Raw genomic sequence first — 23,462 nt, 5'->3', positions numbered from 1 at the left:
ACGTGCCCACGCACCAGACGTTCCACCTGCCCGACGCCGGCGAGGGCCTGACCGAGGCCGAGATCGTCGAGTGGCACGTCGCCGTCGGCGACACGGTCGAGCTCAACCAGACGATCGTCGAGATCGAGACCGCGAAGTCGCTCGTCGAGCTGCCGAGCCCGTACGCGGGCGTGGTCGTCGAGATCCTCGTCCAGCCCGGGACGACCGTGGACGTCGGGGCGCCGATCATCGTGGTCGACGTCGACCCGTCGGGTGCCGCGGCGCCCGCGCCGGGCCCGTCCGGTGACGCCGGTGCTGGGGCCGTGGGTGCTGCGGCTGCCGGTGCGGCGGCTGCCGGTGCGGCGGGTGGCGACGCCGCCGGCGCGCCCGAGGGCAAGCAGGCCGTGCTCGTCGGCTATGGGGTCGCGGACGCGTCGAGCGCCCGGCGCCCCCGGGTCGCGCAGGGTGCTGGTGGCGCGGGTCCCGCCGGGTCGGCCGGTGCCGCCGGTGCGTCCGGGACGACGGCCGCTCCGGCTGCTGCGTCCGTCGCGCCGACGGCTCCGACCTCGGCCGCTCCCGCTCCCGCGGCGCCCGCTCCGGTCGCGCCGACGGCGACGTCCGCGCCGGCCGCGTCGTCGGCCCAGGGCCCCGCCACCACGCAGCGTCCGGCGCCGGCCCCCGCGCGCACCGCCGGTGGTGCGCCGAACGGCGCGACCGCAGCCCGGGCCGCCGCGTCCGAGCGTGCGCTCGCGAAGCCGCCCGTCCGCAAGCTCGCGCGCGACCTCGGGATCGACCTCGGATCGGTGAACCCGACGGGTCCGGGCGGCATCGTCACGCGCGAGGACGTCGTCGCCTACCAGGCGAGCGCCCAGCCGCGGGCGCTCGCGACGTACGCGGGCGACGACGCCCCGTGGCTCGCGCAGGGCACGGTGTCCGACGACGGCCGCCAGACGCGCGTCCCGGTGAAGTCGGTGCGCAAGCGGACCGCGGAGGCGATGGTCGCGAGCGCGTTCACGGCACCGCACGTCACGGTCTTCCACACGGTCGACGTCACGCGGACCATGAAGCTCGTCGCCCGGCTGCGCGAGGACCGCGAGTTCACGGACGTCCGCGTCACGCCGCTGCTCGTCGCCGCGAAGGCCCTGATCCTCGCCGTCGACCGGCACCCCGAGATCAACGCGAGCTGGGACGACGCGGCGCAGGAGATCGTCTACAAGCACTACGTGAACCTCGGCATCGCCGCCGCGACGCCGCGCGGGCTCGTCGTCCCGAACATCAAGGACGCGCACCGGATGGACCTCAAGGAGCTCGCCGTCGGCATCGCCGAGCTCACCGCCACGGCGCGCGCGGGGAAGACGACCCCGACCGACATGAGCGACGGGACGATCACGATCACGAACGTCGGGGTCTTCGGGATCGACACCGGCACCCCGATCCTCAACCCCGGCGAGGCGGCGATCCTCGCGTTCGGCGCGATCCGTGAGCAGCCGTGGGTGCACAAGGGCAAGATCCGCGTCCGGCACGTCACTCAGCTGGCCCTGAGCTTCGACCACAGGCTCGTCGACGGGGGGCTCGGCGCGCGCGTGCTCTCGGACGTCGCGAAGGTGCTCGAGGACCCGGCGCAGGGACTCGTCTGGGGATGAGCACGTGGACGGTCCGCCGGGTGACGCCCGCCGACGAGCAGGCGTGGCGCGCGCTGTACCGCGCGTACCGCGAGTTCTACGAGGTGCCCGACGACGAGTCGGCGCTCGACACCGTGTGGGCGTGGGCGCTGGACCCGGCCCACGAGCTCGAGGCGTGGGTCGCCACCGACGGGGACGGCGGGCTCGGCGGCCTCGCGCACGTGCGCCGGTTCGCCCGCCCGCTCGCCGCGTCCACCGGCCTCTACCTCGACGACCTCGTGACGCACCCGGACCGCCGGCGCGAGGGTGTCGGCACGGCGATCCTCGGGCACCTGCAGCGCTACGCCGCCGCGGAGGGGCTCACCGTGGTGCGCTGGATCACGTCCGCGGACAACGCGCGCGCCCGGGCGCTGTACGACCAGCACGCCGAGTCGACGCCGTGGATCACGTACGACCTGGCACCGGCGGTGACGCCGGACGTGTGAGCAGGCACCTCCCGGGGACCCCAGCCCCGCGGCTCAGCGACCGGCGAGCAGCGCCCGCTCCGCGTCCGAGCCGGTCGGTACGGCGAGCTCGACGCCCGGCCCGCCGAGCACGAGCGTGAGGGTCAGCAGCGTCACGCCCCCGTAGACCGGGTGCGGCGCCGCGTGCGCGCCCCGGATCGCCGAGCGCGCGACGGTCAGCCGCGAGCGCGAGTGGTCGGGTGCCCGGCCCCGCGTCAGCCACGCGCGGCGCCCGAGGACCTCGAGCCACCGCTCGTCCTGGCCGACGACCGCGCCGTGCAGCGTCGCCGGGGACACCGCGTGGAGCACCTGCGCGACGGCGTCGGACGACGGCGGGTGCACGCGTCGGCGCGGGTGCAGCGCGAGCAGCCGCAGGTCCGGCAGCCGCCGGGCGAGGTCGCGGTAGGAGTTGACCAGGCCGACGTCGTCCGGACCGAGGGCCGACGGGGCGAGCGAGGGGTCCCGCGGCTGCGCGGCGCTGGCTGACGTCGGGACGTGGCCGGTGGGCGGAGCGACGGCTGCGCGCTTCGCGAGCGTCACCGGCACGGAGTCCGCATCCCCCGCGGTGCTCGCGTCGTGCGCGGCGCGGACGGCGTCGACGAGCCGCTGCACCCCCTCGGCCGCCGAGCCGTTGTACCGCAGGGTCAGTGCGCGGCCGTCCTGCGTGAGGAGGTCGAGCCGCGCGTCGAGCATGCTCGTGACGTCGCGCATCGCCACGACGTCGGTCGGCCGTGAGGACCACGTCCGGTACCCGAGCGCCTCGTCGTACGCCGACGGGGTCGGCTCGCCGGCGTCGGTCACAGCCTCGAGCCGGCTCAGCACGGTGAGCTCGTCGTCGGCCAGCACGACGAGGTGGTCGTACAGGTCCATGTCGGCGGTCGCGTCGCGCCGGGAGATGTTGCGCGGGACCTTGAGCACGAGGTGTGCGGCGTCGAGGTCGAGGGGGTGCGCGCGGAAGAGCCGCGGGACGTCCTGCGGGGAGCGGACCTCGTCGATCCACGGGCCGAACGCGTCGTACTCGGCGGTGCTCGCACCCGTGCTCGTCATGGGTTCCTCACGGGTCGGCGGGCCGGTCGGCCTCCATCCTGCACCCGGGCAGCTCGCGGCCGGCCGGGCGTGCGGCATCCGGGTGAGCGCGGACGGGCGGGCGCGGCGCCAGACCGCCGCACCGCCGCACCGCCGCACCGCCGCACCGCCGCACCGCCGCACCGCCGCACCGCGGGCCTCCGGGCCGCGGGCCTCCGGGCCGAGGTCCGAGTCGACGACCGGCGTGCGTCGTAGCCGCGGGTCAGGCGCTCTTGCCCAGCTTCCAGTAGCCGCAGAACGTGACGTTGGCCTTGGGGACGCCGCGCTCGCCGACGAGGTGGCGGCGCACCCCCGTCGCGAGCCCGGACTCACCGACGGCGAACGCGTACGGCACGCCCGACGGCCACGACAGCTCCCGGACGTGCTCGAGCGCACGCGCACCGGGCCGGTCACCGGGTGCCCGGACGACCCAGTGCACCGCCATGCCGTCGGGGGCGTCGACGTGCTGCGCGTCGTCGGCGTCGGGGATCTCGACGAGCGCGTGCCCGACGGCGTCGCGCGGCAGGTCCCGCAGGATGCCCGCGACCGCGGGGAGGCCGGTCTCGTCGGCGACGAGGAGCGTCCAGTCGGCCGGGACGGGCGCCCACCCGCAGCCCTGGTCGATGAGCGCGACCTCGTCGCCCGGAGGCGTCCGCTGCGCCCACGGGCCCGCGACCCCGTCGGTGCCGTGCACGACGAAGTCGATGTCGAGCTCGGGGACCTCGGGGCGCAGCTCGCGCACGGTGTAGCTGCGGATCACCGGGCGGGTCGCGCGCGGCAGCGTCAGGTACCTGAGATAGCCGCGGGTGTCGAGTCGTGAGGGCAGGTTGTCGAGGCGCGCGTGGTCGTCGACGGGCACCGCGAGGCGGAACCACTGGTCGAACCCGCGGCGCTCGAACCGGCGCAGGTCCTCCCCGCCGAGGGTCACGCGGACCACGTGCGGGCTGATCTGCTGCGTGCGCTCGACGTGCGCGGTGACGAGGCCGCTCGGGGCGTGGGTGACGGTGATCGTGGGCACGGGTGGTCTCCGGTCAGCGGGTGGTGGGCGAGGGCAGGACGGCGGGCGCGGTGGCCGGGCCGGGGTGGGTGTCGGCGTCGCCGGCGGGCGTGGGGTGAGCCGCCGAGGGAGCGCCGGGCACGGGGAGCGCGCCGGGATCGGGCGCCGGGGCCGTGAGGAACGCGAGGCGGGCGCGCTTGTCCGGGAGGTCGATCTCCGGGCCCAGCTCGAAGCCCGAGCGGACCATCCGGGCGACGGCGCGCTCGTTGCGGACGTCGGGCTCGACGACGAGCCGCCGGGCACCCGGCTGACCCAGCAGGAGGTCGGTGAGGTACCGGATGAGGTGCGACGTGAAGCCGGGCGCCGGCGCGCTCCCGCGCGAGCCGACCAGCAGGTGCAGCCCGACGTCACCCGGCTGCACCGGGTAGCACTCGCCGACGGGGTCGTGGTGCGGGTCGTAGGTCTGCAGCAGCGCGAGCGGCTCGTCGCCCCGGCGGACGACGAACGCGTGGTGCGTCCCGAGGGAGTCGACGTACGCGTAGAGCTCGCTGAGCTCCTCGCGGGTCAGGTGGCCGAGGCCCCAGAACTCGGTGCCCGGCTGCGTGACCCACGCGTGGATCGTGTCGAGGTCGGCGACCGGGTCGAGCACGGTCGTGCGCAGGGGGCCGAGGGGCTCGACGACGCGCTCGTCGACCACCGCGCCGCGCGGGCCGGCGAGCAGACGGACGTGGCCGACCACCGCGGCACCGGCTCCGGCAGCCGCGCCGGCGGCAGCGGTTGCCTCGGCGGCAGCGGCGGCGGTTGCCCCGACGGAAGCGCCGGCGGGAGTGGATGCGTCCGCAGGGGCGGACGGGTGTGCGGTGGTCACACGAGCTCCTCGGGGGTCAGCCGGTCCCAGTCGGTCACGACCTCGACGGTCGCCGCCTGGGCCCACAGGGGGTTCTGGTCGGTGAAGTGCGGGCTGCGGGGGTCGCCGCTCGCGCCGAACGGCACGCACCAGCGGCTGCGGTCGCGGTCGGCGAGGTCCCAGACCCAGCGCGCGACCGAGCCGCGCCACGCCCGGTCGGTCAGCGACGGGGTCGTGCCGGTGCACCGCACGCAGTCCGCGTCGCCCGCGAGCGGGACGTCGGGGACCGGCGGGGCGGCGCAGCCGGGGATCTCGTCGAGCAGGTGGGACGCGAGCACCCGGTGCCGGTCGCCCCAGGCGTCGTCGACCGTCGTGCTCGCCGCGACCTCCTCGAGCGCCGCGTGGACCTCGTGCGCTGCGTCGATGCCGAGCGTGGTGTCGTCGAGCAGCCGGGGCAGGGCGTCGGCCACGCGCGCCGCGACGGAGAACCACGGGTCGAGCGCGTCCCCGTGCGGGTGCGGGGCGTGCAGCGGTCCGAGCGCCGGGTGCGCGGCGAGCCGCCGGACGAGGGCCGAGCGCCACGCGGCGAACGTCGCGGCGGGCGCGCTGCACGCGTCCATGTGCCGGTCCCACGCGAGGAGCCCGGCACGCAGCCGGTCCGCCCCGGGCGTGAGGTCGTCGGCCGCCTCGATCCACGCCAGCAGCGCGGCCGCCCCGCCGAGCAGCGTGTCGGCGTGGATCGCGCTCATGTCCGCGGGGCCGAGGCGCTCGGCCCGGCGCTCGTGCAGCAGCGCGCGGATGCGGTGCGCGCGGTGCGGGGGCGCGTAGGCGAGGCCCAGGTCGACCTCCGCGCGTCCGGGTCGCTCGTTCGCGTCGACCGCGACCTCGGCGACCTCGACCGGCTCGGGCGGGTCGAGCCACGGGGCGGGGCGTCCGGCGGGTGCCCAGGCGTCCTGGGGGAGGCGTCGCTCGCCGCGGGCCCGGGCCGGGACGCGGCCCACCGTGGCGCTCAGCACCGTGCCGTCCGCGTCGGCCGCGAGCACGCGGTTGACCGGGTCGACCCAGCCGCGGAGCGCGCCGACGACGTCGTGCGCCGTGCGGGCGCGCAGCAGGGGGAGGAGGCACGCGAAGCCGAGGTCGGCGGAGGCCCGCGCCGGGAACCGGACGCTGTGCACGACGACACCCTCGGGTGCGGTCAGCTCCCTCGTCGCCCCGTGCACCGGATCCGTCGTCGCGCCCGTCGCCGCGTCAGCCGTCCGACCCGCCATAGCGCCCGTCGTCCCCGCCGTGGCGCCCGTCGTCCCCACCGCGACCGCCGTCGAGACCCGGTCGAGCGGCTCCACTGCGAGCACCACGCCCCGCGGTGTCTCGACCACCTCGACCTCGACGTCCGCCCCGCCGCGCACCCCGATGCGCTCGACGAGCCGCTCGGCGGGCTCCCACCCGTCGGGCCCGAGCGCCTCGACGCCGTCCCCGCGCAGGCGCACGCGCTCGCGGGCCACCTCGACGCCGTGCGCCATCGCGTTCGTGATGCCCCACGCCGCCGTGGGGGTCTGCCCGAAGTGCTGGACGCCGGGGACGCCGGGGAACGTCAGGCCGACGACGTCGATCCCGGGGCACGCGAGGCGGACCTGCTGGTAGACGCCGGGGAGCTCGAGCAGGCGGTGCGGGTCGCCGGCCAGGAGGGGCCGGCCGCTCGCGGTCCGGGAGCCGTGCAGGGCCCACGCGTTGCTGCCGGACGTCGGGACGCCGCCGGCCTCGGTCGGGTCGTCGGGCGCGGCGCCGTCGCCCAGCCCCGTCGCGGCACCCGCAGCGGACCCCGCGACAGCACCCGCGCCCCGCGCCTCCGCCGGGTCCGCGCCGCCCAGGACGGCCAGCCCGGCGGCCCCGAGCGCCCGCTCGACGTGCGCGTTCCACAGCACGCGCGGGAACGTCGAGAACAGCGCGTGCGCGACGAGCATCACGCCGAGCGGCGCCCACGCGGGCCACGGCTCGTGCGGGGTCGGCGACCCGAACCGCTCGTCGAGCGCCGCGAGCTCGACCGGGCGCGGCGCGGCGTCCAGCCCCGCGTTCACGCCGCGCACGTAGGCGACGACCCACGCGCGCACGTCGTCGTCGAGCGCGGCGTACGCGCGCTGCGCGGTGTCGGCGAGCCGGGCCTGCCGCGCGAACCGGTCCCACGCCAGCCCGGCTGCACCGACGCGCTCCGCGAGCCGGCCCTCGGCGCGCCACCGGTCGACCTCGATCTGCCAGCCGCGGTCGAGGGCGGTGACGCGGCCCTGCGCCTCGGCGAGCTCGAGGTGGTCGGCGGCGCGCACGTGCGGGACTCCCCACGCGTCGCGGAACAGCTCGGCGGTCATGACGCGGCGACCACCGCGTCGCGCGCGATCGGGTTCGCGAGCGTCCCGGCGTAGATGAGCGACCCCGACTGGTCGGTCAGGTCGACCATCTGCAGCGTGTTGCGGAGCTGGAGGCGGTTGAGGCACGAGTGCGCGAACCGCGGGGCGCGCAGGTCGACGCCGCTCGTGAGGCCGGGGTGGTCGGCGGCGTGCCGGTCGACGCACTCGCCGACGAGCGCCCAGAACTCGCCCTCGGGCAGCACGCCGTCGGCGTCGAGGATCGCGGCGAGGTGCCGGAGGAACCCGTCGAACACGTCGGTGAAGATCGCGAGCGCCTTCTCGTCGTCGTCGACGACCGCACGCACGCGCGCGACGTCGTCGGGCAGCGGGCGGTCGCTGAGCACGGCGATCTCCTCGCCGATGTCCTTCATGAACGCCCCCGCGACCGCGTGGCCGTCGAGCACGAGGATCAGGTTCTCCCCGTGCGGCATGAACGCGAGGTCGTGCGCCCGCAGGCAGTGCACGAGCGGGCGCAGGTAGGCGTGCAGGTACCGGCGGACCCACGCGTGCGGGGTGAGGCCCGACGCGTCGACGAGCGCCGTGACGAACGCGTCCCCGGCGGCGTCGCGGTGCAGCAGCGAGGCCATCGTCGCGAGGTGCTGATTGGGCTCGACGCGCGGCACCGGGCTCTCCCGCCACAGTGCGGCGAGCATCTTGCGGTGCGCGCTCGGCTGCGCGGTGCGGTGGTAGACGTCGCCGGTGTAGCCGATCGACACGTGCTCGCGCAGCACCCGGAACCCGGCCTCGACGAGCGTCGGGTCGCCCGCGACGAGCTCCGCGACCCAGTCGTTGATCGCCGGGGTCGCGCGCATGTACGCGGGGGACAGCCCGCGCAGGAACCCCATGTTCTGGATCGCGAGCGCGACCTTGACGTAGTCCCGGTCGGGGCGCGAGCGGTTGAGCAGCGTGCGGATGGACTGCTGCGCCTGGTGGTCGTCGTCGCCCTCGCCGAGCAGCACGAGGTCGCGCCGCGCGACGTCGGCGGCGAACGTGATCGCGACGCGGTGCTCCCACTGCCACGGGTGCACGGGCAGGTACCGGTAGCCCGCGGGGTCGAGCCCGAGCAGGCGCAGGCGCCCCGCGAACCGGTCGAGCGCGGCGTCCCCGAGCTCGGCGCGGTAGAACGCGTCCTCGTCGATCCCGGCGCCGAGCGCCAGGTGGCTCGGCTCGCGCCGCACGGCGAGCCACACGAGCCGCACGGGCGCCGCGGCCTCGGGCGAGTACGCCGCGTGCTCCGCGACGCCGAAGCCGATGCGCCCGTTGTTCGCGACGAAGCCCGGGTGCCCCTCGGTCATCGCGCGCTCGACGGTCGCGAGGTCCGCGCCGAGCAGCTCGGCGACGGCCGGGCCGCCGTGGTGCGCCTTGTACGCGGCGCTCGCGAGCGTCGAGGACAGCTCCTCGAGGTAGACGGCGAGCAGGGCGTCGGGGATCTCGAGCAGCGGCTGGAGCTCGAGGACGAGGTCGAGCGCGTCGAGGGGCGCCGGCGTGCCGCCGACGTCGCGGGTCAGCGACGCCTCGTCGATCGCCCAGTGCTCGAGCGCGGTGCGGCGCGCGCGGAAGCGGTAGACGACGCGGTCGCCGTCGAGCGTGACGCGGTAGGTCCCGGCCGCGTCGCCGGGCGCCGGGGCGAGCAGCCGCTCGTGCGAGAACTCGGCGAGGGCCTTCGCGACGAGGTGGCGGTGCGCGACGGCCATCGTCTCGGGGCGTAGGTGCGCCGCGGGGTCGAGGCGGTGGACTCCCGCTGCGGGCGTGGTCGTGTCGGTCAGGGTCATGCGGCGCTCCGTCCGAGAGGGCTGGCGTCGAAGTCGGCGCGCGTGCACACGGCGAGGTGCGCGCGCTTGCCGGGCAGCTCGAGCTCGCGCAGCACGCGGAAGCCGGCCGCGGCGTTCTTCGCGGCGATGCGGGTGTTCGTCACGTCGGGCTCGACGACGACGCGGGTCGCCCCGAGGCGCTCGAAGCAGAACCGCACGGTCGCGGCCATCACCGCGGACGTGAGCCCGTGCACCGGCGCCTCGCCGGGCGGGGCGACGAGCAGGTGCATGCCGAGGTCGCCCGGCTCGACCTCCGGCACGTCGGTCAGCAGGAGGCACCCGGGGTCGTAGGTCTCGACGAAGAACGTGGGGACGCCGTCGACGCTCCCGAGCCACGCGTTCTGGTACGGGTCGGCCGAGACGCCCGCGAGGTAGTCCCGCACGTCGTCGAGGGACAGGTGCGTCATCTGCCAGAACGCGGACGCCGCGTGGGACAGCCACGCGTGCACCACGGCGGCGTCCGTCCCCGCGTCGACGCGGGCGAGGCTCAGGTGCCCGACGGGGGACGGGGGAGCCGTCCACGTGCCGCGTGCGGGCACGGCACCGGCCGCCCCGGCACGCGCTGCGGGTGCGGCGCTCGGGACGGTCGTCGCCCCGCCCGTCGGCCCGCCCGCCGTCGCGCGCGGTGCGCCCACCGGCGCGCTCACCGGGCGCCCGCCGCGCGGGCGACCCGGCGCGCGTCGCCCGGCACGCCGAACTCCTGGAACGCGATCCGACGCTCGACGGGGTACACCTCGCGCCCGGTGATCGACGCGAGGATCGACGAGTTCCGCCACGCCCCGAAGCCGAGGTCCGGCGCGGTGACGCCGTGCGTGTGCTCCTCGGCGTTCTGCACGAACACGCGCCCGCGGCCGCCGTCGACCGAGTAGTCGCGTGCGACGGCGAACCGCCCGTCGGGGTCCCAGTCGAGCCGGTCGCGCACGCCGAGCACGAAGTCGGGGACCTGCGCGGCGTACCCGGTCGCGAGCACGAGCGCCGAGGTGCGCCGCTCGTGCACCTCGTCGAGCTGGGCGTGCCGCAGGCGCAGCACGTACTCGCCGGTGGCGTCGTCCCGGTCGGCCGCGAGCAGCTCGGTGTCCGTGAGCAGAGTCGTCGGCACCGGACCGTCGAGGCTCAGCCGGTAGAGCGCGTCGTAGATCTCGTCGATCAGCGGGCCGCTGATGCCCTTGTACAGCGACCGCTGCTCACGCCCGAGCGTGCGCCGCTGCTCGTGCGGGAGCCCGTGGAAGTGGTCGGTGTACTCCGGCGACGTCATCTCGAGCGTCAGCTTGGTGTACTCCATCGGGAAGAACCGCGGGGAGCGGGTGACCCAGTCGAGCCGCGCGGCACGCCCGGGCAGCGTGCCGAGCAGGTCGCGGTACACCTCCGCCGCGGACTGCCCGCTGCCGATCACCGTGACCGACGGCGCGGCGGCGAGGCGCTCGCGGTGCGGGAGGTAGTCGGCGCTGTGCACCGCGAGGGCGGCCGCCCGGCCGTCGGGGCTGCCCACGCCGCCCGAGCCCTCGGCCCCCAGCAGGCCGCGCAGCGCGGCCGGGACGACCGGCGAGGTGCCGGTGCCGAGCACGACGTGGCGTGCGCGGTAGGTCTCCTCGGTGCCGGTGCCGGTGCCGGTGCCGGTGCCGGTGCCGACCCGGACCGCCCGGACCAGCCACAGCTCGGGGTCCGCGGGGTCGACCTCGAGCGCGACGACGCGACGGCCCCAGCGCAGCGAGTCGAGCCGGTCGGCGGCCCACCGGCAGTACGCGTCGTACTCGGCGCGCAGCGGGTAGAAGCTCTCGCGGATGTAGAACGCGTAGAGCCGGCCCGTGGCCTTGAGGTAGCTGAGGAACGAGTACGGCGACGTCGGGTCGGCCATCGTCACGAGGTCCGCGAGGAACGGGACCTGGATCGTCGCGCCGTCGATCATCATGCCGGGGTGCCAGCGGAACTCGTCCGCGGCGTCGAGGAACACCGCGTCGAGGTCGAGCGGCGCGCTCAGGCACGCGAGCCCGAGGTTGAACGGGCCGATGCCGATGCCGACGACGTCGTGCACGTGCCCACCGCCCGCCGCGCCAGACCCGCCCGCCGCGCCGGACGCGCCCACCGCCCCGGACCCGCTGATCGCGCCGGACCCGCCGACCGCGCCGAGCCCGCCCGCCGGCGCGCTCACCATGCGAGCGCCCCGTCCAGGTCGCCGTCGAGCACGGCGTCGAGCTCGCGGTCGAGGCCGGTCGCGAGCTCGCGCCCCGCGTCGAGCGCCGCTGCGGCGTCGCGGACCGCACCGAGCACGCGGCGGACGTCCTCGACGGTCGAGTCGGGGTTGAGCAGCGTGAGCTTGAGGCAGGCCCGGCCGTCGACGACGGTCTTGGCGACGATCGTGCGGCCCGAGTCGAACAGCGCGCGGCGCACGAGCGGGACGAGCGCGTCGGCCCGGGCGTCCGGCACGCCGGGCGGCTGGTAGCGGAACAGCACGGTGCTGAGCTGCGACCGGCCCACGAGGCGCAGGTCGGGGTCCTGCTCGACGAGGTCGTGCGCGGCGGCGGCGAGGTCGACGACCGCGTCGAACATCTCGCCGAGGCGGTCCGCGCCGAGCGCGCGCAGCGTGACCCAGAGCTTGAGCGCGTCGAAGCGGCGCGTCGTCTGCAGCGACTTGTCGACCTGGTTGGGCTCGCCGCTGCCCTCGGGGTTGAGGTAGTCCGCGTACCAGGCGACGGGCGCGAGGTCTGCGCCGTGACGCACGATCAGCGCGCTCGACGAGACGGGCTGGAAGAAGCTCTTGTGGTAGTCGACGGTCACGGACCGTGCGCGCTCGATGCCGTCGAGCAGGTGCCGTCGCGTCGGGGAGACGAGCAGCCCGCACCCGTAGGCCGCGTCGACGTGCAGCCAGACCCCGGCCGCGTCGCACGCGTCGGCGATCGGGCCGAGCGGGTCGATGCAGCCGCGGTCGGTCGTGCCGGCGGTCGCGACGACGCACATGGGTACCCGCCCGGCGGCGCGCGCGGCGTCGAGCGTCGCGGCGAGGACCTCGGGGCGCATCCGGCCGAGCTCGTCCGTCGCGACGGCCAGCACCGCGTCCTCGCCGAGGCCGAGCAGGCGCGCGGACTTCTGCACGCTGAAGTGGCTCGACGCGGTCGCGAGGACGACGAGCCGGTCGAGCGTCGGCGCGGTGCCGGTCGCGCTGCCCGCCGGCCCGCCGGCGGCGATACCGGGTCCGGCGAGCGCGTGGTCGCGGGCGATCAGCAGCGCCTGCAGGTTGGACTGCGTGCCGCCCGAGGTGAAGATGCCGTCGCCCCCGGCGAAGCCGATCCGGGCCGCCGTCCATGCGACGAGCCGGCGCTCCATGAGCGTGCCCGCGGTCGACTGGTCGTAGGTGTCGAGCGAGGCGTTGACGGCGGCGACGACGGCCTCGGCGGCGACCGCGGGGACCGCGACCGGGCAGTTGAGGTGCGCCGCGTAGTCGGGGTGGTGGAACCAGACGGCGTTCCGCACGAACAGCGCGTCGACCTCGCGCAGCGCCGCCGCCGTGCCTTGGCCCGGGGCGTCGAGGTCGACGGCGTCGACGAGCGCGCCGAGCTCCTCGCGGCTCGCACCGGAGAACGGGCGGCGGGTCTCGCGGAACCGGTCCGCGAGGAGGTCGACCGTCTCGCGCATCGTCGCGGCGTAGTGGTCGGCGGTCGCGGCGGACAGCAGCTCGTGCACGCAGGTGCTCCTGTGGTGAGGGACTGGCGGGTGAGGGCAGGCAGCGGCGGACGGCCGCAGAGTTGGTGAGGCTCTCCTAAGTAAGGCTTGGCTAAGGTAGCGCACGAACGGGTGACGTCAACACGCGTCTCGCCGTGCCGGCCCGCGCCCGCCCGCGCCCGCCCGCGGCCCTGCGCCGCCGTCCTGCTCTCGCCGACCTGCCTCGCCCGCCCTGCCCTGACTGCCGTGCCCTGCCCGCACCGCCCTGACTGCCGTGCCCTGCCCTACCCTCATCTCCCCGCCCTCACCGACCTGCCCTGTCCTCACCGCCCTGCTCTGCCTCACCGGCGTGCCCTGTCCTCACCGCCCCGCCCGCGCCGCGTCACCCCCGGGCCGGTCCTCCCGCGCGTAGATGTCCGTCGCCTGCGCCGACGCGACACGCGCGTCCTCCGCGCGGACGACCGAGAGCTGCGTCGAGTCCGGGGGCAGCAGGGTGGCGAACAGCCAGTCCGCCGCGACGCGCACGCGGTTCGACCAGGCCGGGAGCGCCGCGAGGTGGTAGCCGCGGGCCACGACCTTGGCGAGCGGGCCGCTGACCGGGACGCCGAGCGGTCGCGCGACGCCGTCCCACCCGCCGAGGTCGGCCACGAGGCCCAGGTCGCGGTGCCGGTAGGGGACCGTGCGACCCACCCCGAGGCGTGCGGCGATGTTCCGCCCGAGCGTCGCGCCCTGCCGCTGCGCGTGCTGCGCCGTCGGGGGTGTGTCGGGCCGCTCCGCCACGACGCCGCCCGGTGCGGGTGTGCGCGACGCGAGGTCGGGGACGGCGGCGGCGTCGCCGGCGGCCCAGAGGCCGGGGACTCCCGGGACGGACAGGTCGGGGTCGACCGCGAGCCGGCCCCGCCGGGTGGGCAGCCCGAGCGACGCGACCAGCGGGTTCGGCACCACGCCCGCGCCCCAGAGCAGCGTGCGCGACGGGATCGCCGTCCCGTCGGTGAGCCGCACCTCGTCCGCGTCGACGGACGCGACGCTGACCCCGAGCCGCACCTCGACCCCGCGCCGCTGCAGGACCCCGAGAGCGCGCCCGCCGAGCACCGGGCCGAGCTCCGGCAGGACGCTCGCGGCGAGGTCGACGAGCACCCACCGGACGTCGTCGGCCCGCGTGTGGTCCCAGCGCCGCTCGATGGTGCGCAGCCAGCGCTGCGACTGCGCGACGACCTCCGTGCCGGTGTACCCCGCGCCGACGGCGACCACCGTGAGCCGGGCCCGGCGCCTCGCCCTGCCCTCCGGGGTGTCCGGCTCGGCGTCCGCGAGGTCGAGCTCCTCGAGCAGGTGGTCGCGGATGAACACCGCCTCGGTCAGCGTCTTGAGCCCGCGCCCGTGCTCCGCGACGCCCGGGATGCCGAGCTCGCGGCTGACCGCGCCGGGTGTGAGCGCCAGGTGGTCCCACGCCAGGACCTGCGGCTCGTGCACGGCGCCGCGCCGGGCGTCCGGACGGGCGCGGGTGCCGGTGACGGTGACGGTGCGCGCGTCGAGGTCGACCGCCGTGACGCGGCCGAGCACGAGCCGGACGCCCGGGAGTGCGCGGCGCAGCGAGACCGCGACGTGGCGGGCCTCGACGACGCCGGTGACGACCTCGGGCAGCAGCGGGCTGTAGAGCAGGTGGTCGGTCGGCGTGACCAGCACGAGCTCCGCGGTCCCCGGCGGCAGGTGGCGCGCGAGGTGCTTCAGCGCGAAGAACCCGGCGAACCCGCCGCCCACGACGACGACCCGGACGGGCGCTGGTCCCCGGCGCGCCGCGACCTCCGGCGCCGGGGTGCCGGTGCGGCTCACCGGACGGCCACGTTCGTCCGGAGCCACGTCTCGAGCGTGGTCGTGCCGAGCCGCGCCCCGGGGGCGGTGGTGAGCGAGGCGTCGTCGATCACGGCACCGAAGTAGCCGACGGCGTGGTCGGCGACGGTGCGGCGCGCGTCGCCGTCGGCCTCCAGGACCCGGCGCACGAGCACGTCGAGGCCGTGCCGCTCGGGCCCGCCGAGCTCGACGTGGTCGCCGATCGGCTCCCCGAGCGTGACCTCGGCGAGGGTCGACGCGACCTCGTCCGCCGCGACGGGCTGGAGCGTCGCGTCGGTCACCCGGACCTCGTCGCCGAGCGTGGAGGCGTTCGCGATGCTGCGCAGGAACTCGAAGAACTGCGTCGCACGCAGGATCGAGTAAGGCGTCCCGGAGGTGCGGACGATCTCCTCCTGCGCGACCTTGGCGCGCAGGTAGCCGCTGTCGGGCGAGCGCTCGGCTCCGACGATCGAGAGGGCGACGTGGTGCCGGACGCCTGCGCGGGCCTCGGCGGCGGCGAGGGTGCGCCCGGCGCGCGTGAAGAAGTCGAGCACCGCCGCGTCCTCGAAGGACGGCGAGTTGGAGACGTCGACGACGACGTCGGTGCCGGTCAGTGCCTCGTCGACACCTGCGCCCGTGAGGACGTCGACGCCGGTGCTGGGCGCGGCGAGGACGACCTCGTGGCCGGCGGCGACGAGGTGGGGCGCGAGCCGCGAGCCGATGAGCCCGGTTCCTCCGATGACGACGATGCGCATGGTCTTCTCCTCGTGACGGGGACGCCTATCTCGGACATCCGTTGTCCGGGATGCTGCTCGGACATAGATTGTCCGAGTCAAGTAGGCTGGGCCCGTGAAGATGTCCGGAGGGGTCGAGTGGGCCCTGCACTGCTGCGTCGTGCTGACGGTCGCCGACGAGCCCGTCCCGGCCGCCCGCCTCGCCGAGCTCCACGACGTGTCCGCCAGCTACCTCGCCAAGCAGCTCCAGGCGCTGTCCCGCGCGGGCCTCGTGCGCTCCACGCAGGGGCCGTCCGGCGGCTACGTGCTGACGCGGCCGGCGTCCGAGATCAGCGTCTACGACGTCGTGCGGGCGATCGACGGCAGCGGGTCGGCCTTCGTGTGCACCGAGATCCGCCAGCGCGGCCCGCGCGCCGCCGCGCCCGAGGCGTGCGCGACGCCGTGCGTCATCGCCCGGACCATGTACGCCGCCGAGAACGCGTGGCGCGAGTCGCTCGCGGCGGTGACCGTCGCCCACCTGGCGGGCCAGGTCAACCTCGACTACGGGCAGGACGTCCTCGGCGGCACGCGCGCCTGGCTCGCGGGCGTCGGCGCCCGGGACTGACCCCGGGAGGCGGACCCGCCTCCCCGCCCGCGGCCGCCCGGGCCGCCGCTCGCGCTGCGCATGTGGGTCGCGGCTGTGATCCTGACGTGGCCCGGCCCACCCTGCGGAGTGCTCACAACGGCCGGGCCGTGCCGATCAGTCGTGCACAGGCACAGGCACAGGCACGTGCAGGTGGAGGGAGGACGGGTGCGTCGGGTCGTCGCCGCGGTGAGGCGCGTCCTCGTCGTGCCCGAGCCCGACCTCGTGCGCCGCAGCCGGGCGTCGCTCGTGGTCGCCGTCGGCACGGGCCTCGGGATCCTCGCGCTCCTGCTCACGCCGGTCGTGACCGTGCTCCCGTACGCCGAGGCGACCGTCGTGACGCTGCTCGCCGCGTCGGCGCTGAGCTTCACGGCGGCCTTCGTCGCACGGCGCGGGCACCTCGGCGTGGCGACCGCGCTCCTCATCGTGCAGCTCCTCGGCGTGCTCGTCGTGCCGTCGGTGCACGGCCGCGACGGCAGCTACTCGCCGCTGTTCATGGCCGTGTTCGTGACGATCGCCGGTGCGCTCGTGCGTGCACGCTGGGTCCCGGTGGTGCTCGTCGCCGCGATCGCCGAGGGTGTGGTGCTCGCGCGGGTGCTCGGCTGGCGGCTCGCCGCCATCACACCCGACCAGCTCGCCGTCTACTGCGTCGCGATCGCGTGCGTCACCGCGCTCACGGCGGTCGTGCAGCGCGCCGCGATGGACTCGGCGCTCACGTCCGCCGTCGACCAGAAGGTCCGCGCCGAGGAGCTCGCGCGGCACCTCGCCGAGGTCAACAAGGACCTCGAGTCGCGCGTCTCGGCGCGCACCGAGGAGCTCGAGGAGGCGCTCAGCCGCTCCCACGAGCTCGCCGCGCAGCTGCGCGTGCTGTCGCGGCGCGACCCCCTGACCGGGCTCAACAACCGGCGCGCGCTCGACGAGGCGCTGCTGCACCTCGCGGCGACGCCCGACGCGGCGGGGCTCGCGGTCGCGGTGCTCGACATCGACGACTTCAAGGGCGTCAACGACCGGTTCGGTCACCCCGTCGGCGACCTCGTGCTGCGCGAGGTCGCCCGCATGCTCCAGACCCTCGGTCGCGCCGACGACGTCGTCGCGCGGGTCGGCGGCGAGGAGTTCGTCATCGCGATGCCCTCGACCTCCGTCGAGGACGCGCTCGCGCTGTGCGAGCGGATCCGCGCCGGCGCGGCCGCGCTCGACCTGGGCGACCGCGCGTCCGGGCTCGCCGTCACGGTGAGCATCGGCGTGACGCACGTGGACCGGCCGACCGACCCCGAGGAGCTCGTGGGCGTCGCCGACCGGCTGCTCTACCTTGCGAAGCTCGGCGGCAAGAACCGCGTCGTGGCGGACGGCGAGCAGGTCCGGACCTCCGCCCGCGCCTGATCGACCGGCCGCAGCCGCCCGCCGCACGGCGACGGCCCGCCACCACGGGGGTGACGGGCCGTCGGTCGAGCGGGCGCGCGGTCAGCGCGGGCGGTCGTCCGTGCCGGCGTCGAGCACGCCGTCGAGCGTCCGCGGCGCGGCGTCGTCCGCCGTGACCCGGCCGTCCGCCGCACCCCCGACCGTGCCGGCACCCCCGGCCGCCGTCGGCGCCGCAGCCGCGACCGCACCGGACCCCGAGACCGCCGCCGTCAGGTCGGCTGCCTCCGCCTCCGCCGCGTCCGCCGCGGCCTCGTCCGCGAGCCGGCCCTGGATGCCCGAGACGTTGCGCAGCGGCAGCTCGGGCAGGAGCAGCGTCAGGATCACGCCGAGCACCATGACCGCGGCCGCGATGAGCAGCACCGTGCTGATCGACGCGGAGAAGCCGTCGAGGAACGGCCGGGCGAGCCGCGGGTCGAGGGCGTTGATGAACGAGGAGTCGTCGAGCGACGGCATGTCGCCGCCCCCGCCCTGCACCATGCCGAGCACCGGCGCGTTCGCCGGGTCGGCGACGACCGCCGGGTCGGTGAGCGCCGCCTGGAAGTCGGGCGTGCGGGCGAGGCTCGTGAACGCGTCGCGGATGTTCTCCCCGACGGTCGAGAACAGGATCGACAGGAACACCGCGGTCCCGAGCGTCCCGCCGACCTGCCGGAAGAACAGCGACGACGACGTGGCGACCCCCATGTCCTGCACCGGGACGGCGTTCTGCACCGCGAGCACGAGCGGCTGCATCGTGAACCCGAGCCCGAGCCCGAACACGATCGAGTCGGCGAACACCTCCGGGAGCATCGTGTCGGGCGTCAGGCGCGAGAACATCAGCGCGCCGACGCCCATCAGCACGGTGCCGATGACGGGGAACCACTTGTAGCGGCCGGTCCGCGACGTGAGCTGCCCGGTGATGATCGAGCCGGTCATGATGCCGAGCGTGAACGGGATGAGCGTGAGGCCGGCCTGCGTCGGGCTCAGGCCCTTGACGATCTGCAGGTAGAGCGGCAGCGTCGCGAGCCCGCCGAACATCCCGAGCCCGATGACGACGTTCGCGCCGGCACCGACCGAGAAGGTCCGGTTCCGGAACAGGTGCAGCGGCAGCAGCGCGTCCTTCTTGGCGACGACCTCGGCGACCACGAACAGCCCGAGCCCGACGACCCCGACGGCGTAGCAGAGCAGCGCACGCGGCGACGTCCAGCCCCACTCACGGCCCTGCTCGGCGACGAGCAGCAGCGGCACGAGACCGACGACGAGCATGAGCGCACCGGGCCAGTCGATCCGGTGCTGGACGCGGCGGACGGGCGGCAGGTGCAGGACGCGCGCGACGACGGCGATCGCGAGGGCCCCGAGCGGCACGTTGACGAGGAAGATCCAGCGCCAGCCGTCGATCCCGAGGATGGTGTCCGCCCCGGCGAAGAACCCGCCGATGACCGGCCCGATGACCGACGACGTGCCCCACACGGCGAGGAAGTACGCCTGGTAGCGGGCGCGCTCACGCGGCGGGACGAGGTCCCCGAGGATGGTGATCGCGAGCGCCATGAGACCGCCCGCACCGAGGCCCTGCACCCCGCGGTAGATCGCGAGCTGGTACATCGAGTCGGCGGTGCCGCAGAGCAGCGAGCCGACGACGAAGAGGCTGATCGCGAGCAGGTAGAACGGCTTGCGCCCGTAGATGTCGGAGAGCTTGCCGTACAGCGGCGTCGCGATGGTCGACGTCATGAGGTACGCGGTCGTGACCCACGCCTGGAGCGACAGGCCGTGCAGGTCGTCGCCGATCGTGCGGATCGACGTCGCGACGATCGTCTGGTCCAGCGCGGCGAGGAACATCCCGAGCATGAGCCCCGCGAGGATCGTGACGATCTCGCGGTGCGTCGGACCGGACGCGGGGACGGACGCCGTGGCGGGCGGTGCGACACGGGGAGCTGGGGTCGTGGACAACACGGGCCTCTCGGTGGAGCGCGGGGTGGGTGTGTCCCGGACGGTCGGTCGGGAACGGTGCGGGGCGTCGGCCAGGGTCCAGCCGTGAACGCAACTAGTTGCTTCACGACACTATTCCCGCAGCGCCGCCTCGGCTCCCCGACGCGGCCACACCTCGTCGCGCCTACCTGATGACGCGGACCTCCTGCGGCCAGCCGCACCCCTCGGCGAGCCTGCCCGCCCACATCCGGGCCGTCGCCACGTCGGGCACGTCGATGATCGTGATCCCGCCCAGCTGCTCGGTGGTCTCGGTGAAGGGGCCGTCGGTGATCGTGACCGTCCCGCTCGTCGCGTCGGCGCTGAACGCGTCGGCCAGGTCCTCCTCGAGACCGCCCGCGAAGACCAGGACCCCCGCGGCCTCCATGTCACGGACGACCGCCGTGCTGGGCTCGACGCGGCTCTGGAACCACTCGGCCGGGTGGTCACCGACCCACTGCTGGTGGAAGTAGATGGCGTACTGCGTCATGTCGCTCCTCCTGCCCGGCCGCCCGTGCGGCCCGTCCTCACTCTGACGGACGAGCCACGCCGGAATCGACAGGCGCGTCGGGTCGACCTGCTCGCTCGGCGTCGAGTGAGCCGTGGGCGGCGAGCTCGTCGGCCAGCTCCATGCAGCGCAGGCGGGCCGGGGAGAAGTCGTAGGGCATCTTCCCGACGGCGGTGAGCGCGCTCATGGACTCGTGCCCCGTGCCGGAGGACCCGCCCGCGACGTCGCCCGGGGGGTTCAGCTCGTCCCAGGCGTCGAGGAGCGCGTCGTCGTCCTGCGCCAGGCCCGAGTCCTCGATGACGGCGTGCAGCGCCAGCTCGAAGGCGTGCCGTTCGGCTGCCACCCGTGCCACGCGGGGGTCGTCGACCGCGATCGTGTCGTCGAGCGCCTCCTCGGCGGCGTCGACGCGGTCGGACTCCTCCTGCAGGCCCGGGTGGGTCGCGACGGCGACGTAGCGGGAGGCGTGGACCGCCGCACCCAGCGGGCCGAAGATCCGCTCGACGACGAGCAGGCTGTCCAGGTCGGCCTGGCGCACGGAGCCCTCGGGCAGGTCGTCGAAGCGGCCCGCGACGACGTCGGAGAGGAGGCCCAGCCTGCTGCCCCGGGTGCGCATGCGCTGCACCGCGGCCCGCTGCCGCTGCAGCTCCGCCTCCCGGGCCGCGAGGGTCCTCTCCAGCCGTTCGAGGATGCCCGCGACCTCGTGGTCGCTGGCGGCATCGGGACCGGGGCCGGTTCCGGCACCCGGACCGGTAACCGGACCCGGACCGGGCGCGTCGGCGAAGGCGTCGCGGATGTCGTCCAGGGCGATGCCGGCCTCGGCCATCCTGCGGACCCACAGCAGCCGGATCATCTGCTCGTACCCGTAGCGGCGGCGCCCGTCACTGCCGCGCTCGGGCTCGGGGAGCACGCCGATCGCGTGGTAGTGACGGATCGCCCGCGGCGTGGTGCCGGCGAACGCGGCGGCGTCGCCGATCGTCACCTGACGCGGCGGGACAAGAGCCGAAGACATGGGTGCGGGCCTTCCTCGGGGGGTGGGTCGTGGGTCCACCGGACCACATGACGCTACGGAAGGTGCAACTCCGCACTCCCCGGCGCCCTGGGCCCAGCACCCGGCGCCCAGCACCCGCCCCGGCGCCCGGCCCTCGGTGCAGGCGTCGTGCACGTCGCAGCACCCGACGACCGTCGGCTCGGACCCGTCGTCGGCGAGCTCGGTCGCGGCGGGCGCCGGAGCGGTGCACCTCACGTCTCCCGCGGCTCGCGGGCCCGCCGCCGAGGGCGATGATGGAGGGGTGACCTCGACGCGCGCCCCGGCGACCGTGCGCCCCGCCGCCGACGCCCCGGCGACGCAGCGGACCGCGGTCGTGCGGCTCGGCGTCCTGGCGCTCGCCGGTGCCGTGGCCGCGGTGCTCGGCGTGTGGTTCTCGCGGGCCGCGCTGCCGACGGTCCTGGCGGACCCGGGCGCGCTCGTCCGCTGGGGGCTGCCGGTCACCACGACGCTCGTCGAGCTCGCGGGCTCGCTCACGCTGGGCGCGCTCGTGCTCGCGGTCGGCGTCCTCCCGCTCCGGGCGGCCACGGGCGGTCCGGCCGGCACCGGCTCCGCCTCCACCGGCCGCGCGCCGACCGGCCGCGCGCCCACCGGCTCCGCCCCCACCGGCCGCGCCCCCACCGGCCGCGCGCCCACCGGCCCCGCCCCCACCGGCCCCGCGTTCATCGGCCGCGCCTCCACCGGATCCGCGCCCACCCCGTACGCGCGCAGCCTCGTCCTCGCCGCCGTCGCCGCCGGTACCTGGACCGTCCTGTCCGTCGCGGGTCTCGTGCTCCGCTACGCGAGCGTGTCCGGGCGACCGCTCGGCTCGTCGACGTTCGGCGACGAGCTCGGTCTCTACGTCACGCAGGTCGACCTGGGCCGCAACCAGCTCGGCATCGTCGTCATCGCGGCGGTCGTCACGGCGGTCGCGCTCGTCGTGCAGACCCCCACCGGTGCCGCCTGGGGCGCCGCGCTCACGGTCGTCGCGCTGTGGCAGCAGGCTCAGGGCGGCCACGCCGCCGGAGCGACGAGCCACGAGCTCGCGACGAGCTCGATGTTCCTGCACCTCGTCGGCGCGGCCGTCTGGATCGGTGCGCTCGCCGCGCTCGCGGTGCTCGCCGGCCGGCTCGGGGACGACCTGCGCCCGAGCGTCGAGCGCTACTCCGTGATCGCCGGCTGGTGCTTCGTGCTGGTCGCCGTCTCCGGCCTGGTCAACGCGGTCATCCGGCTCGGCGGCCTCGACGGGCTCGGGTCGCGGTACGGGGTCCTCGTGCTGGTCAAGGCCGCGCTGTTCGTCGTCCTCGGCCTGCTCGGCGCGGCGCACCGGCGCGCGGCGCTGCCCCGGCTCGCGGAGCCCGGCGCCGGTCCCGGTGCGGGGTGGCTGTTCTGGCGCGTCGTCGCCGTCGAGATCGCCGTCATGGGCGCCGTCTCCGGTGTCGCCGTCGCGCTGTCGTCGACCGCGCCGCCCGTGCCGCAGGAGCCGCCGACGAGCCCGACGCCCGCCGAGATCGTCACGGGCCACGCCCTCCCGCCCGAGCCGACCCTGCTGCGCTGGTTCACCGAGTGGCGCTGGGACCTGATGTTCGCGAGCGCCGCGGTCGCCGGGGTCGTCGTCTACGTGCGGTGGGTCCGGCGGCTGCACCGGCGCGGCGACACGTGGCCGTGGCAGCGGACCGCGATGTGGGTCACGGGGCTCGCCATCTTCTTCTGGACCACGTCGGGCGGCCCGGCGATGTACGGGCACGTGCTGTTCAGCGCGCACATGGTGCAGCACATGGTGCTCGCGATGGTGATCCCGCTGCTGCTCACGCTCGCCGCCCCGGTCACGCTCGCGCTGCGCGCGATCCCTGCCCGGTCGACGACGCTGCGGGGGGACCTGTCCCGGGGGCCGCGCGAGTGGCTGCTCACGCTCGTGCACAGCCACGTCGGGACCTTCCTGGCGCACCCGCTCGTCGCCGCCGCGAACTTCGCGGGGTCGATGGTGCTCTTCTACTACACGGGCGCGTTCGAGTGGGCGCTGCGCAACCCCGTCGGGCACGTCGCGATGGTCGTGCACTTCTCGCTCGCGGGGTACCTGTTCGCGAACGCGCTGGTCGGGGTCGACCCGGGCCCGAGCCGCCCCCCGTACGCGCAGCGGATCCTGCTGCTGTTCGCGACGATGGCGTTCCACGCGTTCTTCGGCGTCGCCCTCATGAGCGGTGAGGCGCTGCTCGTGGCCGACTGGTTCGGGCTGCTCGGGCGCGAGTGGGGACCGCCGGCGCTCGCCGACCAGCAGCGCGGCGGCGGCGTCGCGTGGGGCATCGGGGAGCTGCCGACGCTCGTGCTCGCGATCGCGGTCATCGTCGCGTGGTCGCGCTCGGAGGAGCGGGTCGCGAGGCGCCGGGACCGCGCGGTGGACCGCGACGGGGACACCGAGATGGACGAGTACAACGCGATGCTCACGCGCCTCGCGGACCGGGACTCCCGCGGCGGCCGAGCCGGCTGAGCCGCGCGCGCCGGGGCACGCC

General features: G+C 75.8%; 18 protein-coding genes. 5 read left to right on the top strand and 13 right to left on the bottom strand.

All coding sequences use genetic code 11. The annotated features are described in order from the left end of the window. The first annotated feature begins 2 nt into the window (after nt 1-2). Nucleotides 3-1,622 (top strand): dihydrolipoamide acetyltransferase family protein, encoded by a 1,620-nt coding sequence (locus ACWFNE_RS01550; RefSeq protein WP_452120697.1) that lies wholly within the window; start codon nt 3-5, stop codon nt 1,620-1,622. Then, the gene (locus ACWFNE_RS01545) at nt 1,619-2,086 is read left to right on the top strand and encodes an N-acetyltransferase family protein (RefSeq protein WP_452120696.1); all 468 of its coding nucleotides are present in this window, start codon (nt 1,619-1,621) and stop codon (nt 2,084-2,086) included. Before ACWFNE_RS01550 ends, ACWFNE_RS01545 begins: the two co-directional genes overlap by 4 nt. Before the next feature lie 33 nt (nt 2,087-2,119). Here ACWFNE_RS01545 and ACWFNE_RS01540 read toward each other — a convergent pair whose 3' ends face one another. The 10 genes from ACWFNE_RS01540 to ACWFNE_RS01495 form a co-directional block, all read right to left on the bottom strand. Further along, a complete protein-coding gene (locus ACWFNE_RS01540; protein ID WP_452120695.1) occupies nt 2,120-3,151 on the bottom strand; it encodes a hypothetical protein in 1,032 nt (343 codons plus the stop codon). Between the two features lie 241 nt (nt 3,152-3,392). Beyond that, complete coding sequence (locus ACWFNE_RS01535) at nt 3,393-4,187, bottom strand: siderophore-interacting protein (RefSeq protein WP_452120694.1); 795 nt, start codon at nt 4,185-4,187, stop codon at nt 3,393-3,395. A 13-nt stretch (nt 4,188-4,200) separates the two neighbouring features. After that, the gene (locus ACWFNE_RS01530) at nt 4,201-4,905 is read right to left on the bottom strand and encodes a GNAT family N-acetyltransferase (protein ID WP_452120693.1); all 705 of its coding nucleotides are present in this window, start codon (nt 4,903-4,905) and stop codon (nt 4,201-4,203) included. A gap of 125 nt (nt 4,906-5,030) precedes the next feature. Next, complete coding sequence (locus tag ACWFNE_RS01525) at nt 5,031-7,373, bottom strand: penicillin acylase family protein (RefSeq protein WP_452120692.1); 2,343 nt, start codon at nt 7,371-7,373, stop codon at nt 5,031-5,033. Further along, a complete protein-coding gene (locus ACWFNE_RS01520; RefSeq protein WP_452120691.1) occupies nt 7,370-9,184 on the bottom strand; it encodes an IucA/IucC family protein in 1,815 nt (604 codons plus the stop codon). The genes ACWFNE_RS01525 and ACWFNE_RS01520 overlap by 4 nt, the downstream gene beginning before the upstream one ends. Next, nucleotides 9,181-9,870 carry a GNAT family N-acetyltransferase gene (locus ACWFNE_RS01515; RefSeq protein ID WP_452120690.1) on the bottom strand — a complete coding sequence of 230 codons (690 nt, stop codon included), beginning with the start codon at nt 9,868-9,870 and terminating at the stop codon, nt 9,181-9,183. Before ACWFNE_RS01515 ends, ACWFNE_RS01520 begins: the two co-directional genes overlap by 4 nt. Further along, nucleotides 9,867-11,375: a lysine N(6)-hydroxylase/L-ornithine N(5)-oxygenase family protein gene (locus ACWFNE_RS01510; protein WP_452120689.1), complete on the bottom strand. Its 1,509-nt coding sequence runs from the start codon at nt 11,373-11,375 to the stop codon at nt 9,867-9,869. The genes ACWFNE_RS01515 and ACWFNE_RS01510 overlap by 4 nt, the downstream gene beginning before the upstream one ends. Then, nucleotides 11,369-12,901 carry a pyridoxal phosphate-dependent decarboxylase family protein gene (locus tag ACWFNE_RS01505; RefSeq protein WP_452120688.1) on the bottom strand — a complete coding sequence of 511 codons (1,533 nt, stop codon included), beginning with the start codon at nt 12,899-12,901 and terminating at the stop codon, nt 11,369-11,371. The genes ACWFNE_RS01510 and ACWFNE_RS01505 overlap by 7 nt, the downstream gene beginning before the upstream one ends. Before the next feature lie 339 nt (nt 12,902-13,240). Next, complete coding sequence (locus tag ACWFNE_RS01500) at nt 13,241-14,710, bottom strand: NAD(P)/FAD-dependent oxidoreductase (protein WP_452120687.1); 1,470 nt, start codon at nt 14,708-14,710, stop codon at nt 13,241-13,243. Continuing rightward, nucleotides 14,707-15,462 carry an SDR family oxidoreductase gene (locus ACWFNE_RS01495; protein WP_452120686.1) on the bottom strand — a complete coding sequence of 252 codons (756 nt, stop codon included), beginning with the start codon at nt 15,460-15,462 and terminating at the stop codon, nt 14,707-14,709. Before ACWFNE_RS01495 ends, ACWFNE_RS01500 begins: the two co-directional genes overlap by 4 nt. A 100-nt stretch (nt 15,463-15,562) precedes the next feature. On the opposite strand from ACWFNE_RS01495, the gene ACWFNE_RS01490 reads away from it, so the two are divergent. Then, nucleotides 15,563-16,045, top strand: a complete 483-nt coding sequence (locus ACWFNE_RS01490; RefSeq protein WP_452121124.1) for an RrF2 family transcriptional regulator — start codon at nt 15,563-15,565, stop codon at nt 16,043-16,045. A 186-nt stretch (nt 16,046-16,231) separates the two neighbouring features. Beyond that, nucleotides 16,232-17,443 (top strand): diguanylate cyclase, encoded by a 1,212-nt coding sequence (locus ACWFNE_RS01485; RefSeq protein ID WP_452120685.1) that lies wholly within the window; start codon nt 16,232-16,234, stop codon nt 17,441-17,443. Between the two features lie 81 nt (nt 17,444-17,524). Here ACWFNE_RS01485 and ACWFNE_RS01480 read toward each other — a convergent pair whose 3' ends face one another. The 3 genes from ACWFNE_RS01480 to ACWFNE_RS01470 form a co-directional block, all read right to left on the bottom strand. Continuing rightward, nucleotides 17,525-19,408 (bottom strand): MDR family MFS transporter, encoded by a 1,884-nt coding sequence (locus ACWFNE_RS01480; protein WP_452120684.1) that lies wholly within the window; start codon nt 19,406-19,408, stop codon nt 17,525-17,527. Between the two features lie 160 nt (nt 19,409-19,568). Then, nucleotides 19,569-19,910, bottom strand: a complete 342-nt coding sequence (locus ACWFNE_RS01475) for a YciI family protein (RefSeq protein WP_452120683.1) — start codon at nt 19,908-19,910, stop codon at nt 19,569-19,571. Nucleotides 19,911-19,947: 37 nt separating this feature from the next. Next, nucleotides 19,948-20,937 carry a MerR family transcriptional regulator gene (locus tag ACWFNE_RS01470; protein WP_452120682.1) on the bottom strand — a complete coding sequence of 330 codons (990 nt, stop codon included), beginning with the start codon at nt 20,935-20,937 and terminating at the stop codon, nt 19,948-19,950. Between the two features lie 280 nt (nt 20,938-21,217). Between ACWFNE_RS01470 and ACWFNE_RS01465 the strand changes: the two genes are divergently transcribed. Beyond that, nucleotides 21,218-23,440: a cytochrome c oxidase assembly protein gene (locus ACWFNE_RS01465; protein WP_452120681.1), complete on the top strand. Its 2,223-nt coding sequence runs from the start codon at nt 21,218-21,220 to the stop codon at nt 23,438-23,440. Nucleotides 23,441-23,462 lie beyond the last annotated feature (22 nt).

It is taken from the genome of Cellulomonas sp. NPDC055163 (assembly GCF_053607065.1).
This window is presented reverse-complemented; position numbering and strand designations above follow the sequence as displayed.